A 14818-nucleotide genomic window follows, 5' to 3' on the forward strand; every position below is an offset into this window, starting at 1 on the left:
ATCAGTATGATAACCAGCAATAAAGTTCAATGAGGATTAGTGATGTTAGTTTTAGTTTCACCAGCAAAAACATTAGATTATGACAACCCTGCAGGAACAACTGAATATACGTTGCCAAAGCTTGTCGAGCATAGCGCCAAGTTGATTGAGGAGTGTCGTAAGCTGACACCTGCCCAAATAGCCTCTTTAATGAAGGTGAGTGATAAGATTGCAGGGCTAAATGCTGCACGCTTTGAGTCTTGGTCGCCGACATTTACTACTGATAACGCTAAGCAAGCACTCTACGCCTTTCGTGGCGATGTATATACCGGATTAGATGCTGATAGTTTGAGCCCTGAAGGCATCGCCAGTGCTCAGAAGCAGTTGCGTATTCTGTCTGGCTTATATGGGCTTCTTAAGCCATTGGACTTAATGCAGCCATATCGTTTAGAGATGGGGACTCGCCTAGCCAATAAGCAAGGCACTAATCTTTATCAATTCTGGGGTAACACAGTTACTGATGAGGTTAACTTAGCGCTTGAAGAGCAGGGCGACGATATTCTTATCAACCTCGCATCAAATGAGTATTTTAAAGCGGTTAAGCCTAAATTGGTTAAAGGGACTGTGATAACGCCTGTTTTTAAGGACCGTAAAAATGGTCAATATAAGGTGATTAGTTTCTTTGCTAAGAAAGCTCGCGGCATGATGGTGCGTTATATTCTCGATAATAATGTCAGTAGTCTCGATGAATTGATCAAGTTCGATACTGCTGGATATCATTATTGTGAAGCTGAATCGACGCAACTTTCACCTGTTTTTCTACGCGAAGAACAGTTATAGGCTTAGCCTTTGAATGAAGGCTAGTGGCATTTTGTTTGGTTACACGTAACTGGTTGGGTATTTGGTGGTTTGCTGAGTACCATAGCCAAGTTGTAATCAAACGCCTGTCCGGCGAGAGAGGGGGACTTGCCTGCTAGCAAATTCAGTATCTCTTTTAGGCTCGGTTTCATTGGGCTGAATTCATATTTGGTTTTATGTCGAATGCCAAAAACCTAAAGTTATCTATCACCTGCAGTGGGTGCTGTATAAGGATATACGAATGTCGTGAAGGCATGGATGCCTATAAACGAGCTTAAGTGTAAACACTTCTGCGACACGCTGGCTCTTGATTTCATAAGAGTCCATCCATGGGCGCTCTGCGGTTTCAAATAACCTCCATGTTTAACTGCCAGTTCGACATCCTGTCTCTCGTTCGAAGAGTATCACGTTGTGATACCTCACCCTGAAACCGAAGGTCACAGCAGCGTTCACACCAGAGTATTTACCTCTTCGATTTGAGTCTTACTCACTTTTGGACAAAAGCGAGCTGAAGCTCCTTAGCTTTATTAGCAACTTAAGAGCTTGGTGATTTTCTTTTTCGATTTCTTCTAACGCAATTATTAACATAGTATCTAATTGCTTTAAATATGGAAGAAGTTCCATGTTATAAATCTCTACCTCTGTTTCGGCTTTGATCATTCTACGAAGAACAAAAGTTTCTGACATAAGAAATTGGATTCTATTTTTTAGTATTTCGATTTGCTTAAGTGAATCCCAAAGCTCAAGTGATTTTTCGCAATCTAGTGAGGACGTTATGATTAATAAATCACTTGATGGCGCAAAAAATTCATTAAGGGGGTTAAGAGTAAATTTCGGTAGTTTAGATAACTCATTATTAACTACGCCAATGTTATATTTAGCTACTTCAATATTTTTTTTAATGTTACCTTCAATTTGAAGTAACACCATTTTATTTTTTTCTTTTTGATCAATTACTCTAGTAATGCGATACCAAAAAATTGTTCCCAAAGCACCAATAGCTATACCTATAACTTCTTTCTTACCCAGAAATTCTACGATAGAAATCAGTAAATCATTTATACTTTTTAAAATCTCCATCATTTCCCTTACCTGAAAATCCAAGTTGAAGCTAGCATTTGTATAGTGTCCATGCGCGTATAATAAACCTATTATTTAAGCCTTGCTAAAGCAAAGTTATTGATTCATAAGTACTATATCAGAGTGGTGTTGAATAAACTATTTTGAGAAATTGGAAAGCGAGCATTGATATTAATCTCTTATCTAAAGTCAGCAATTTGAGTCGCCTGTAACTTATTAAGGGGCTGAAGTTCGTTAGCAAATTTAACCTACCAGTTAGCAGTAAAGCCAAATCGAAGAGAAAACAACTAAGTGTAGATGCAGCTGCGAGCTTCCAAAACAGGGATGTTTTGGCAGAGCCCACAGGGAAGTGCTTGCGGCGTTTCGCAGAAGTATCTGCACATAAGCACGCGGCAAGCGGTAGATCACATTGAAGCTACGACCTCAAACACATAATCCAACATCAAATTAGCCTGATGAATCAAAGGTAAAATGCCCCCAGCTTCATTCGAAGCAAAAAGGCCACTGTTACGATAAACAGTGGCCTTGTAGGTTACCAATATCAGGCTAAATCGAGGTAAACCTCGAATCAGCTGAAAAAGCTAATCAGCTATTTAGCTGCGATAGGTCGTAAATCAATTTCTGATTGTGCCATCAGGTACGCAAATTGGGCATAAGCCGCTACGTTTTGCATTAATGACTCAGGGTTTACCTTGTCTAAGGTGTCATTGGGTGTGTGGTGATAATCGAAGTAATCACGGCCATCTTGTCTCAGCGAGGCAACGGGGACGCCTTGCTTGGGTAACATAGAGACATCAGGGCCACCAGAGGCGGTATTTGTGCCCATTGCTACACCATTTGCGCTCATAGGTGCGCTAAGTGATAAAACATCCTTAAAAGCGTGCTCTGAGACTCGGTAATCTATTTGATAGATGAGGCCTGCACCGAAGTCAGACTCTGCGGCTATGTAGTGCTTGTCGAGTTCATTTTTATGGGCTTTGGCATACGTTTTACCACCTAGCAGGCCTAACTCTTCTGCAGCGTAAAGCACGACTCGAATAGTTCTGGCAGGTTTTTGTGGCAGATCTTGGATCAATTTGCCCGCAGCGGTAACAATACCTACGCCTGCACCGTCATCTAATGCGCCTGTGCCCTCATCCCATGAGTCTAAGTGTGCGCCAATTAGCACTATCTCATCTGGCTTAGTTGAGCCAGTGACCTCTGCAATGACATTGTAAGATGTTGTATAACCATGGCTCTGTGGTGACATCTTAAGGTTTATGACCACATGTGAGTCACGCTTTAGCATCAAATTAAGTTGGTCTGCATCTGGGCTAGATAGCGCAGCAGCTGGGATCCTTTTAATATCCTTTTGATAGCGCATCGCGCCAGTATGGGCCATTCTGTCATGATCTGTGCCTATTGAGCGGATCACGATAGCTAGCGCCCCTTTACTCGCTGCCGTTACTGCACCACGAGAACGGCCTCCTACCGTTTTACCATAACCCTTACCCGTAGTATGACGCTCTGTCTTATGGTCAATAAAGGCTATCTTGCCTGTTAATGAACCTTCTGGCGCCGCTTTAAGCGCTGTAAGGGTATCAAAGCGAACAATCGGCGCTGTGATGCCATCTGTTGGGGTTGCCACGCTACCGCCTAGAGCGGTGATCACTAAGCCTTGAGGAAAGGGAGAAACCACGGTCGCTGTTGCATCACCTCGGTCCCATACAGGAACCTCTACTGGCTCCTTATAAACTTTATCGAATCCTAGGCTTTTGAGTTTATCTTCGGCCCATTTTACCGCAATCGGATCTTTGTCACTTCCAGCTAATCTTGGCCCAACTTCTACGGTGAGTGATTCGACAATCTCATAGGCAAGATTTGAGCTAAGTGCTGTTTGTTGCAATTGCTGTGCAGTGTGCAGATTTGAATCAGCTGTTTGTGTATTTTGGCAACCTAGCTGACTGCCAAAAAGCAGACCAATGAGCAGGGTGCGAAGTGTGTTTTTCATAAGTTTCCTTTGTTTTTATTATGTATGTCCCACTTTTGAAAACAATCTAGCAAAAAGTGTGCTTTATGTCCCGACTATATCTGTAAGGCAACGCTATATTAGTGCCGGGGATTGTTTTAGGAGAAATTGTTCGTAATGAATATTGAATTAATGCAGCAACGGGCAGACCATGCCGTTGTGATGTTGAAGGCTTTAGCCAATGAACGCCGTCTCTTTATCCTGTGCTACCTTCTTGATGAAGGTGAGATGTGTGTGGGTGAGATGAACAAAAAGTTGGGGTTAAGTCAGTCTGCTTTATCTCAACATTTGGCTTGGCTTAGAAAAGATAATTTAGTTGAGACCCGCAAGGAAGCTCAAACTGTATTTTACTCTTTAAAGAGTAAAGAAGTTTCAGAAATTATTAAGTTGCTGAATAACATCTACTGTCACTAGTACTTTTCTAGTGGTGGCAGATTACAAGCTGGCAAAATGGTGTTCATTTTGTCAGTTTTTTTGTGCCTGTTATTTTCGTGACCAAATTTTAGATATAAAAAAACCGGCATAAGCCGGTTTTTTTAAAGCATAAACTTAAAGATTAAGCAGCAAGTGCTTTGATCTTAGTGTTTAGGCGAGACTTCTGACGAGCAGCTTTATTCTTGTGAATAAGGCCTTTAGTCGCCATACGGTCAACAATTGGTTGTGCAGCATTAAATGCTTCAGTAGCCGCTTTGTGATCGCCAGCATTAATTGCAGCGATAACTTTCTTTACGTATGAACGTAACATTGAACGACGGCTAGCGTTATGCTGACGACGTTTTTCAGATTGAAGCGCGCGCTTCTTTGCAGACTTGCTATTAGCCAAGGTGCAACTCCTAAATAGGGTTAGATATTTTAAAGGTCGGGAATATGCCCTTTTTTTGTCACTTTGTCAATGACAATGATTGAATCTTTATATTAAAAATAAATTAATCCAACCAGACTTGGCTATCTTCAACCTAACTCGTGTAATATGGGCGCTAATTCTAGCAGCTATTGTTAGACGGTTACAGGGGGAAAATCAATTTTGAGACTACTCGCCTGAAGTTTATTACTCAGTTCAGGGGGTGTTTTGAGTAGAAAATTATTGAAGTCAGGCATGATTGTGAGTGCTATGACGTTGATTTCCCGTGTTTTGGGCCTAGTCAGAGATGTTGTTATCGCCAATCTGATGGGAGCCGGAACCAGTGCAGATGTATTCTTTTTCGCGAATAAAATTCCTAATTTTTTAAGACGCCTGTTCGCTGAGGGGGCTTTTGCACAAGCATTTGTCCCTGTTTTAACCGAATATCAGGAAAAACAGACCTCTGAAGAGGTGAGAGAGCTACTGGCTAAGGTCGCTGGCACATTAGGTGTCATTATTACCGTAGTGACTCTTATTGGTGTTGTCGCTTCTCCATTGCTAACCGCTCTTTTTGGTGGTGGCTGGTTTTGGGCCTGGGTCAATAATGAACCTGATGGAGCCAAATTCGAGCTCGCCTCCTTGATGTTGAAAATTACTTTTCCCTATCTGTGGTTTATCACCTTTACTGCTCTTGCAGGGTCAATTTTAAATAGCCGTGGGCGATTTGCTGTTTCTGCTTTCACGCCGGTATTTTTGAATATCGCCATAATTGGAGCGGCAATATTTTTATCCCCTAACATGGAACGCCCTGAAATTGGTCTGGCTGTTGGTGTCTGTCTAGGCGGATTGATTCAGTTCCTGTTCCAGATCCCTTTCTTAATCAAAGAGCGAGCGCTTGTTAAGCCCGTTTGGGGCTGGAACCACCCTGGGGTGACAAAAATTCGAACCTTAATGATACCTGCGCTTTTTGGTGTCTCGGTGTCTCAAATCAATTTATTATTAGATACTTTTATCGCCAGTTTTTTAATGACGGGCTCTATCAGTTATCTGTATTACTCAGATCGATTACTCGAATTTCCATTGGGCTTGTTTGGGATTGCCATCGCGACAGTGATTTTGCCCGCTTTATCTAAGAAGCATGTTAATGCTGAGGGTAATGGCTTTGAGTCCACCATGGACTGGGGCGTTAAAGCCATTCTATTGCTAGGAATGCCTGCTATGTGTGGCTTAATTGTGCTGGCAAAACCTATGTTGATGGTGCTATTTATGCGTGGTGAGTTTACGCTGCATCATGTTGAGATGGCGTCTTATAGCTTGATGGCTTATGGCTGTGGCTTACTTAGCTTTATGTTGATTAAAGTACTTGCGCCGGGATACTACTCTAGACAGGATACTAAGACTCCAGTTCGTTACGGTATCATTGCTATGGTCAGTAATATGGCCTTTAACCTTATGCTTGCTTACCCCTTCGGTTATGTCGGGCTTGCAATAGCGACTTCAATGTCAGCTTTGTTAAATGCAGGTTTACTCTATCGAGGCCTGCATAAAGCTGGGGTCTATCAGGTGAGTAAACAAACGGCCTTGTTCTTTTTCAAAACACTACTCTCTTCAGCTGTTATGGTGGCGTTATTAGTTTACTACCTACCATCGCTAGAGGCTTGGGTGGCACAAGCCTTCTTTGAAAGGGCAATGACGCTATTGATGCTTATATCGGCTGGAGCTGTGAGTTACTTAGTCTGTATGATGTTATTTGGAGTCAGGCCATGGAAGATTAAAACAGGTCTTTAATCGCTGTAGCGATTAACTGCTTTTAGACTCTGGTTTCTAGTAAACTGAATGCTAATTTGTGAATGATAAGCTCACCATAGTAGCTGGGATATAGACTGCTTTGGTGAGTAAAACCTTGCATCAGTAACTTCAGAGTAAGATCATTGCTGATTATCCTTGTCAGCTGGTATATAATCCGCCCACTTGGGCCTGCTATTTATGTAATGTAATGGAACTAATCCGCGGTATACACAATATTTTACCTGCACATCACGGTTGTGTTCTCACTATCGGTAACTTTGATGGCGTCCATAGAGGCCATGCTGAAGTGATCACTAAATTGGTCAAAAAGGCGAGGCAGCTTGGTGTTCCGGCCACTTTAATGACCTTTGAACCTCAGCCACAAGAGATGTTTCGAGGTGATAACGCCCCAGCTAGGATAAGTATTCTCAGGGATAAGATTGTACTACTTGAGGAGCTTGGGATTGACAGGTTAGTGTGCATAAATTTTAATGCTAAATTCGCTAACCTATCGGCACAAGCATTTATTGAAGATCTTTTAGTCAACTCGCTAGGGGTTAAGTACCTAGTAATTGGAGATGACTTTTGTTTTGGTAAGCAGCGGCAGGGCAACTTTGAGATGCTAAAGTTGGCTGGTGAAAAGCACCGATTTGCTGTCGTGAGTACTCAAAGCTTTGTGCTAGGTGATAAGCGTGTTAGTTCAACCGAGATAAGAAAGCAGCTGGCTAAGGGAAATCTTGAACAAGCAAGACGCTTGTTGGGCCACCCGTTTACCTTATGCGGTAAAGTCGCTCACGGTCAGAAACTGGGGCGCACAATAGGTTTTCCCACTGCCAATATTGCACTGAAGCGCCAAGTGTCTCCTGTGAGGGGCGTTTTTGCCGTTAAGCTATATTGGGACGAAAGTGATATTTATGAAGGTGTGGCTAATGTCGGTTTTAGACCGACGGTTAATGGCCAGATCTGTCAATTAGAAGTACACCTTTTTGATTTTGATGGTGATCTGTACGGTCGAACTGTTGAAGTTGAATTGGTCGCGAAAATTAGAGATGAACAGCCATTCCAGTCATTGGATGCGCTGAAAAAACAAATTAACAATGACGCTGACAAGGCCAAAGCACTGCTTGGCAGTGATGCAGGCTAAACCCCTTTGGCTAAATAAACGGTATAGGATCAATGAGCGACTATAAATCTACTTTGAATTTGCCGGAAACTGAGTTTCCGATGCGTGGTAACCTGGCTAATCGTGAGCCAGAGATGTTGAAGTCCTGGAAAGAAGATGGGCTGTATCAGCAGATCCGTGATAGCCGTATTGGCCGTAAGCCATTCATTTTGCATGATGGCCCTCCTTACGCCAATGGTGACATTCATATTGGTCACTCTGTTAATAAAATTCTTAAAGATATTATTGTAAAGTCTAAGACGCTTTCAGGCTTCGATGCGCCGTACATTCCTGGTTGGGATTGTCACGGTCTACCTATTGAGCTTAAAGTTGAGCAAAAAGTGGGTAAACCTGGCCATAAGGTTACCGCAAGTGAGTTTCGTCAGAAGTGTCGTGAGTATGCTGCTAAGCAAGTTGACGGTCAGCGTGATGACTTCATTCGCTTAGGTGTATTTGCTGATTGGCATAAGCCGTACCTAACGATGGACTTTGATACTGAAGCGAACATAGTACGCTCACTGTCGAAGGTGATTGAAAGCGGTCATCTACATAAAGGTGTAAAGCCTGTTCACTGGTGTACTGATTGTGGTTCTGCACTTGCAGAAGCTGAAGTTGAGTATGAAGATAAGAAGTCGCCTGCTATTGATGTTGCCTTTGCTGCCGCAGATAAAAAAGCACTACTTGCTAAGTTCAGTGGTGTAGAGGTTGCTGGTGATGTGTCTATGGTTATCTGGACCACCACACCTTGGACATTACCTGCAAACAGAGCTTTGTCTATTGCTGCAGATCTTGAGTATTCACTTGTTGAGTTTGTTAAAGGTGACAAAACAACGGCCATAATCATTGCAGAAGCACTTGTTGAGTCTTGCATGGAGAGATATGGCGTTGACTCACACAAGGTGCTTGGTCAAGTTAAAGGTCAAGAACTCGAACTACTTCGTTTTAATCACCCATTCTATGATTTCGATGTGCCAGTCATTTTAGGTGATCATGTCACCATCGAATCTGGTACTGGTGTGGTTCACACTGCACCTGGCCACGGTCAAGATGATTTCGTGATTGGTCAGAAGTATGGACTAGAAGTTGCCAACCCAGTTGGTGATAACGGTGTTTATAAATCAGATACCGAAATCTTCGCTGGTCAGCACGTATTTAAAGCGAATGCTAATGTGGTTACGCTTCTCGAAGAGAAGGGCGCATTAATCAAGCATGAAAATATTCTTCATAGCTACCCACATTGCTGGCGTCACAAAACGCCAATTATCTTTAGAGCAACGCCTCAGTGGTTTATCTCTATGGATAACAAGGGGCTAAGAAAGCAAGCTCTTGGTGAGATAGAACAGACTCAATGGATCCCAGATTGGGGCCAGAGCCGCATCGAAAAGATGGTTGAAAACCGTCCTGATTGGTGTATCTCTCGTCAGCGTACTTGGGGCGTTCCTATTACACTGTTTGTTCATCGTGAAACGGAAGAGCTGCACCCAGATAGCGTCTCATTGATGGAGCGCGTTGCTAATAAGATTGAGCAGGAAGGCATTCAGGCTTGGTGGGATTTAGAAGCATCTGAGTTACTTGGCGAGGAAGCCGACCAATACCGTAAAGTGACTGATACTTTAGATGTGTGGTATGACTCTGGCTCTACTTTCTCATCTGTAGTTGCTTCACGTCCAGAGTATCAAGGTCATGATATCGACCTTTACCTAGAGGGTAGCGATCAGCATCGTGGTTGGTTTATGTCATCTTTGATGATATCAACTGCTATGAACGGTAAGGCACCTTATAAGCAAGTACTTACTCATGGCTTTACCGTTGATGGTAAAGGCCGCAAAATGTCTAAGTCTGTGGGTAATGTTATCGCGCCTCAGCACGTAACCAATAAGCTAGGTGCTGATATTCTACGTCTTTGGGTTGCTGCCACCGATTACAGCGGTGAGATGACGGTATCTGATGAGATCCTCAAACGTAGTGCCGATGCGTATCGTCGTATACGTAACACTGCGCGTTTCTTGCTGGCTAACATCAATGGTTTCGATCCAGTAAAAGATGCTGTCGCTGTTGAAGATATGGTTGCGTTAGACCGTTGGGTTGTTCGCCGCGCAGCTGCGCTACAGGAAGAGCTACTTGAAGCGTACGACCAGTATAACTTCCACCTTGTGACACAAAAGCTAATGCAGTTCTGTTCAGTTGAGCTAGGTAGTTTCTACCTAGATATCATTAAAGACAGACAGTACACAGCTAAAAGCGACAGTCATGCACGCCGCAGTTGTCAAAGTGCACTGTATTTAATTTCTGAAGCTATGGTCCGCTGGATTGCGCCAATCTTATCGTTTACAGCTGATGAGATCTGGAAGTTGCTTCCAGGCGAGAGAGAAGCTTATGTCTTCACTCAAGAGTGGTTCCAGGGGCTTGAATCTGTAACGCTAGAATCAGATCTTAGCGATGAGTTCTGGGAGCAGTTACTAACTGTTCGTGGTGAAGTGAATAAGGTGATTGAACAAGCCCGTCGTGAGAAGCAGATTGGTGGTTCTTTAGAGGCTGAGATCACGCTTTATGCCGATGAAGCATTAGCTACTGCACTAACGACCTTAGGTGATGAATTAAGATTTGTGCTTCTAACCTCTAAGACAGAGATTGTTTCACTAGCAGATGCGCCAAGCGATGCGATTGAGACTGAACTTGCCTCGTTAAAGTTAGGTTTAGTTAAGGCTGAAACAGAGAAGTGTGAACGTTGCTGGCATCACAGAGAGGACGTTGCTCAAGTTGAGAGCCATCCAACACTATGTACGCGTTGTGTTACCAATATTGAAGGTGATGGCGAAACACGTCAGTTCGCATAAATAAACATGATTAAGCCTGTAGTCATTACAGGCTTACTGTTTTTAAGTTGCTGGCACTAAGTTGCCGTACAATCAAAATACAAAGTGACGCTCCTATGCGTCATTTTTTTTAAGAGGAAGGCTAATGCCATCTAATTGGAAAGAGAGTGGGCTACGTTGGTACTGGATCGTTGTTGTTATATTTATAGCAGATCAAATATCTAAGCAATGGGTTCTAGCTAATTTTGACCTCTATGAGTCAGTGAAATTATTGCCCTTCTTTAACTTTACCTATGTGCGAAACTATGGCGCTGCTTTTAGTTTTTTAAGTGACGCTGGTGGTTGGCAAAAGTGGCTATTTACCTTTATTGCTATCGGTTTTAGTACGCTGTTAACGGTATGGCTAAGAAGGCAGCATACAGGCCTGTGGCGCCTTAATCTTGCTTATACTTTGGTTATCGGTGGCGCATTAGGAAATCTGATTGATCGCCTACAACATGGCTATGTGGTCGACTTTTTAGATTTTTACTGGAAGAGCAGTCATTTCCCTGCATTTAATATTGCAGATTCTGCAATTTGCGTCGGAGCTGCATTAATTATTCTTGACTCATTTATCTCCGATAGAGATGAGAAAAAGAAAAAAGAGCAAGATGAAAACAGCACTGCAAAGGAGTAATTACATTGTCTGATCTACGTTCGTTACTGTGTCATATGAATATAGTGCTTGAAGATGGTTCAACCGCTGAGAGTACTAAAGCTACTGGAAAGCCTGCTAGATTAAATATAGGCGATGAAAGCCTTAGCCCTGCGTTTGAGGCTCAAATAGTAGAACTTGAAGTGGGCGACTCTCATACATTTACTTTAGCTGCTATTGATGCCTTTGGTGAGTCTAACCCGGATGCTATTCACCATATGGATAGAAGTAAGTTTCCTGCCGATATGTCACTAGAAGCTGGAGTCATTGTCAGCTTCGGCGGCCCTGGTGGCAGTGAGATCCCTGGCGTTGTGCGTGATGTTGCTGGCGACTCAGTGACGGTTGATCTTAACCATCCGTTAGCAGGCCATGAAATAACCTTCGAGCTTGAAGTTGTACAGGTAATTTAGCTATGAATAAGACTAACTCACTGCAGATTAAACTAGCCAACCCGAGAGGTTTCTGTGCTGGCGTTGATAGAGCGATTAGCATTGTAGAAAGGGCACTTGAGCTATTTTCCCCGCCTATCTATGTTCGACATGAGGTGGTGCATAACCGTTATGTCGTGCAAAACCTAAAAGATCGTGGTGCTGTATTTGTCGAAGAGTTAGATCAGGTTCCCGATGAGAGTATTGTCATATTTAGTGCTCATGGAGTCTCTCAGGCTGTTAGGGCTGAGGCTAAGCGCCGTAGTCTGAAGGTGTTTGACGCTACATGCCCGCTAGTGACTAAAGTACACCTGCAGGTTACTCGTGCTAGTAGAAAGGGCATTGAATGCATACTCATTGGTCACGCTGGTCACCCTGAGGTGGAGGGGACTATGGGGCAATATGATAACCCTGAAGGTGGCGTACTTCTCGTTGAGTCTCCTGAAGATGTCGCATCATTAACAGTAAAAGATGCTAATAACCTCTGTTTTGTTACTCAGACGACGCTTTCTATGGATGATACGGCCGATATTATCGCTGCACTGCAGAAACGCTTCCCGACGATTCAGGGGCCTCGAAAAGATGATATCTGTTATGCGACCCAAAATAGACAAGATGCAGTTCGAAATGTCGCTGATGATGTTGAGCTGTTTATTGTTGTTGGCTCTAAGAATAGTTCTAACTCTAATCGTCTTCGTGAACTAGCGCAAAAGCAGGGCAGTGATGCTTACCTTGTCGATAACGCAGATGATATAGATGCCAATTGGTTTACTAATATCACTAAGGTCGCTGTTACTGCTGGCGCGTCGGCGCCCGAGGTGCTAGTTAAGCAAGTGATTGATGCGATTGCCGAGCGCGCTCCAAGTGTCATCACCGAAGTTGAAGGCAGAAAAGAAGATACTGTATTTGCGGTACCTGCTGAGCTGAGATAAAACTCAACTTAAATCATTTAATAACCAAACTAAGGAGGCGCAATGCCTCCTTTTTTATTGTCTAAAAATAACACAAGATCTAACAGGTAACCTTTTTAGACTCTAATGTTACTAGCGGCTAACATTCGACTAAACTATGATTAACCTATATTATAGCTAAAACAGCTAACTTTCAGATTTTTAACAGGTAAATCATCGATTTTAGCGTCAAATATGTGGCGAACGAGGGAGAATTGACGCATATGAACTCAAGACAAAATGGATTCTCGCTTATTGAGGTCTTAGTTTCCCTTGTCATTCTAGTGATCGGACTGATAGGTGTCTTTAATTTACATATTGTAGCCAAACGAGGAAGCTTTGAGTCATTTCAGCAAACTCAAGCTTCGTTTTTTGCAATTGATATCATCAATAGAATGAAGCTTAACCGTGGGCAGCTTGCAGGTTATGCAGGCACTTATGCAGGGAATTTATCTCTGCCCAGCCAGTCTTGTGATGTTTCTATTGGTGGAAATGCTATCTGTACAAGCACTGAAACCCTCCAGTGGGATCTCTATAACTGGGAGCAGTTGTTGAATGGTGCCGGTGAAACTAAGGCTACCCGCTCTATCGGCGGATTAGATACTCCTACTGCTTGTATTCAAGTCTCTGGTGCAGGAGATGTCGTTGTTGCTATCACTTGGAGAGGCATTCGTGAGGTATCAGATGGTGCTGCAGGGGCTGACGAGTTTGTTAAGTCATGTGGAACCAGTAACAAGCGAAGAAGAGCTTACTCTATCAATACGGTGATAATTTAGTTTGGTTACTTTTATGAATAGAAAATATCGAGCACAGAAAGGCTTATCTCTGGTTGAGTTGATGGTAGCTATGGTTATTTCACTCTTTCTCAGTGCGGGGATCTTTTCGATGTTCAATATGTCCGCGACCAATGTAACTACGACGAGCCAGTTTAATCAGCTACAGGAAAATGGTCGAATAGCACTCTCATTAATGGAACGCGATGCCAGCCAGCTTGGTTTTATGGCTGATATGACTGGGACTGATTTTATGATTGGAACCAACACTCAGATTAATGCGGTTGATATTCCACCTGGTAATGACTGTATTGGTGGGGGGGCAAATAATGGCAGTTTACCCAATAATATCCCATCACACTTTCGTCGTTTGTGGGGTTATGAAAGTGGCGTGTCTGCTGAATCTTTTGCTTGCTTATCTGATGTCTCTGCTTCTACAGATGTATTGCAAATTAAGCGCCTTTCTGGACCTTCAGTTGCAGTGCCTAATGATAATAATCGTTATTACGTTGGGACGACCGCCAATCAAGCGGTGATCTTTAGTGGTGATCAAGCGACCCCTGTGCTCGATAATGGCCGCTTTTGGGAGTATCAACACCACATATATTATATTCAGGAAGATAGCGGGGTCCCAGTGCTTAGGCGAAGAGTGCTAAGGAATGGTGGTATGAACACCTCTGGAAGCTATGAGCAGCTAGTAGAAGGCATAGAGAATATGCGTATTCTCTATGGGTTTGATAATGATGGAGATGACACTGCCGATAGTTTTATGCCTGTCCAGAATGTTACCTCACTTATGTGGGATAACGAGCTCTTTCAACGCTTAGTCGCTTTAAGGATATTCCTCTTGGTTCGCTCTGTTGATGAAGATAGAACGTTCACCAATGATGCAAGTTATCAGCTTGGTGATAAAACCATAGCGGCTACCGGGGATCACTTCAGACGCAAAGTCGTTTCTACCACTGTGGTACTTGAAAACCCAGTGTTGATAAGAAATTAGGAGAAACTAATGAGAAAGCAGCAAGGCATGGTACTTTTTTTCTCCTTAATTACATTAATTATTATGACTGTAATTGGTGTTGCACTTGCCGTTAATTCTAGCCAGTCGATGAAGATGGCGGGTGCTGGCTCTGAAAGGGTCGAGGCAATGTCTTCAGCTCACGGAGCGCAAGATAGAGTTGTGGCAAATAATCAGGGTGCAACCATAGCAAACCTTGCAGGTACTTTGGTGATTAACGATGCAGCACTTGGGGTGACCAATACACTTACCCCCTTAGCGGCTGGAGATGTGAACTGTCAACGAAGTACTAAAGCCAGTTCAGCCAACTTAATTAGTTGCAGACGAGTCGAAATATCCAGTGCTGCGAGTTTTGGTAAAAAGAATTTAGGCCAATTATCAGTTGTGGCTGGTATAGAGCAGGAAGTATTAACCGGGAGTTAG

14 protein-coding genes are annotated in these 14818 nt (G+C 43.1%); 11 read left to right on the plus strand and 3 right to left on the minus strand.

The features are described from left to right. Positions 1-42 precede the first annotated feature (42 nt). Complete coding sequence (gene yaaA / locus BM736_RS01415) at positions 43-819, plus strand: peroxide stress protein YaaA (RefSeq protein ID WP_076407800.1); 777 nt, start codon at positions 43-45, stop codon at positions 817-819. Positions 820-1320: 501 nt separating this feature from the next. Here yaaA and BM736_RS01420 read toward each other — a convergent pair. Both BM736_RS01420 and BM736_RS01425 read right to left on the minus strand, forming a co-directional pair. Next, positions 1321-1920: a hypothetical protein gene (locus BM736_RS01420; RefSeq protein WP_076407802.1), complete on the minus strand. Its 600-nt coding sequence runs from the start codon at positions 1918-1920 to the stop codon at positions 1321-1323. A 586-nt stretch (positions 1921-2506) separates the two neighbouring features. Further along, positions 2507-3907, minus strand: a complete 1401-nt coding sequence (locus tag BM736_RS01425) for a M28 family peptidase (RefSeq protein ID WP_076407804.1) — start codon at positions 3905-3907, stop codon at positions 2507-2509. A 135-nt stretch (positions 3908-4042) separates the two neighbouring features. Here BM736_RS01425 and BM736_RS01430 point away from each other — a divergent pair, with 135 nt between their 5' ends. Next, on the plus strand, positions 4043-4339 hold the full coding sequence (locus BM736_RS01430; protein WP_076407806.1) for a metalloregulator ArsR/SmtB family transcription factor: 297 nt from the start codon (positions 4043-4045) through the stop codon (positions 4337-4339). Between the two features lie 142 nt (positions 4340-4481). Here BM736_RS01430 and rpsT read toward each other — a convergent pair whose 3' ends face one another. Beyond that, a complete protein-coding gene (gene rpsT, locus BM736_RS01435) occupies positions 4482-4748 on the minus strand; it encodes a 30S ribosomal protein S20 (protein ID WP_012141538.1) in 267 nt (88 codons plus the stop codon). A 246-nt stretch (positions 4749-4994) separates the two neighbouring features. On the opposite strand from rpsT, the gene murJ reads away from it, so the two are divergent. From murJ to BM736_RS01480, 9 genes are all read left to right on the plus strand, one after another. Continuing rightward, positions 4995-6554 (plus strand): murein biosynthesis integral membrane protein MurJ, encoded by a 1560-nt coding sequence (gene murJ / locus BM736_RS01440; protein ID WP_076407809.1) that lies wholly within the window; start codon positions 4995-4997, stop codon positions 6552-6554. A 208-nt stretch (positions 6555-6762) separates the two neighbouring features. Beyond that, a complete protein-coding gene (gene ribF / locus BM736_RS01445) occupies positions 6763-7698 on the plus strand; it encodes a bifunctional riboflavin kinase/FAD synthetase (protein ID WP_076407811.1) in 936 nt (311 codons plus the stop codon). Between the two features lie 32 nt (positions 7699-7730). Continuing rightward, positions 7731-10553, plus strand: coding sequence for an isoleucine--tRNA ligase (ileS, locus tag BM736_RS01450; RefSeq protein ID WP_076407813.1), 2823 nt, complete (start codon positions 7731-7733; stop codon positions 10551-10553). A gap of 124 nt (positions 10554-10677) precedes the next feature. Then, complete coding sequence (gene lspA / locus BM736_RS01455; protein WP_076407815.1) at positions 10678-11208, plus strand: signal peptidase II; 531 nt, start codon at positions 10678-10680, stop codon at positions 11206-11208. A gap of 5 nt (positions 11209-11213) precedes the next feature. Further along, positions 11214-11636, plus strand: coding sequence for an FKBP-type peptidyl-prolyl cis-trans isomerase (gene fkpB, locus BM736_RS01460; RefSeq protein WP_076407817.1), 423 nt, complete (start codon positions 11214-11216; stop codon positions 11634-11636). Between the two features lie 20 nt (positions 11637-11656). Further along, positions 11657-12586 (plus strand): 4-hydroxy-3-methylbut-2-enyl diphosphate reductase, encoded by a 930-nt coding sequence (gene ispH, locus BM736_RS01465; RefSeq protein WP_179079016.1) that lies wholly within the window; start codon positions 11657-11659, stop codon positions 12584-12586. Between the two features lie 242 nt (positions 12587-12828). After that, a complete protein-coding gene (gene pilV, locus BM736_RS01470; protein WP_076407821.1) occupies positions 12829-13380 on the plus strand; it encodes a type IV pilus modification protein PilV in 552 nt (183 codons plus the stop codon). A 13-nt stretch (positions 13381-13393) separates the two neighbouring features. Continuing rightward, positions 13394-14377 (plus strand): PilW family protein, encoded by a 984-nt coding sequence (locus BM736_RS01475; protein ID WP_076407823.1) that lies wholly within the window; start codon positions 13394-13396, stop codon positions 14375-14377. Positions 14378-14386: 9 nt separating this feature from the next. Continuing rightward, positions 14387-14818 (plus strand): PilX N-terminal domain-containing pilus assembly protein, encoded by a 432-nt coding sequence (locus BM736_RS01480; RefSeq protein ID WP_076407825.1) that lies wholly within the window; start codon positions 14387-14389, stop codon positions 14816-14818.

Origin of the sequence: Shewanella sp. UCD-KL12 (assembly GCF_001957125.1) — a bacterium.
Lineage (GTDB): Bacteria > Pseudomonadota > Gammaproteobacteria > Enterobacterales > Shewanellaceae > Shewanella.

Bases quoted from the DNA above. Each gene is read 5' to 3' on its own strand.
- ileS (WP_076407813.1), top strand. From the start codon at position 7,731: ATGAGCGACTATAAATCTACTTTGAATTTGCCGGAAACTGAGTTTCCG.
- BM736_RS01475 (WP_076407823.1), top strand. From the start codon at position 13,394: ATGAATAGAAAATATCGAGCACAGAAAGGCTTATCTCTGGTTGAGTTG.
- ribF (WP_076407811.1), top strand. From the start codon at position 6,763: ATGGAACTAATCCGCGGTATACACAATATTTTACCTGCACATCACGGT.
- pilV (WP_076407821.1), top strand. From the start codon at position 12,829: ATGAACTCAAGACAAAATGGATTCTCGCTTATTGAGGTCTTAGTTTCC.
- yaaA (WP_076407800.1), top strand. From the start codon at position 43: ATGTTAGTTTTAGTTTCACCAGCAAAAACATTAGATTATGACAACCCT.
- BM736_RS01480 (WP_076407825.1), top strand. From the start codon at position 14,387: ATGAGAAAGCAGCAAGGCATGGTACTTTTTTTCTCCTTAATTACATTA.
- BM736_RS01420 (WP_076407802.1), bottom strand. From the start codon at position 1,920: ATGATGGAGATTTTAAAAAGTATAAATGATTTACTGATTTCTATCGTA.
- BM736_RS01425 (WP_076407804.1), bottom strand. From the start codon at position 3,907: ATGAAAAACACACTTCGCACCCTGCTCATTGGTCTGCTTTTTGGCAGT.
- lspA (WP_076407815.1), top strand. From the start codon at position 10,678: ATGCCATCTAATTGGAAAGAGAGTGGGCTACGTTGGTACTGGATCGTT.
- BM736_RS01430 (WP_076407806.1), top strand. From the start codon at position 4,043: ATGAATATTGAATTAATGCAGCAACGGGCAGACCATGCCGTTGTGATG.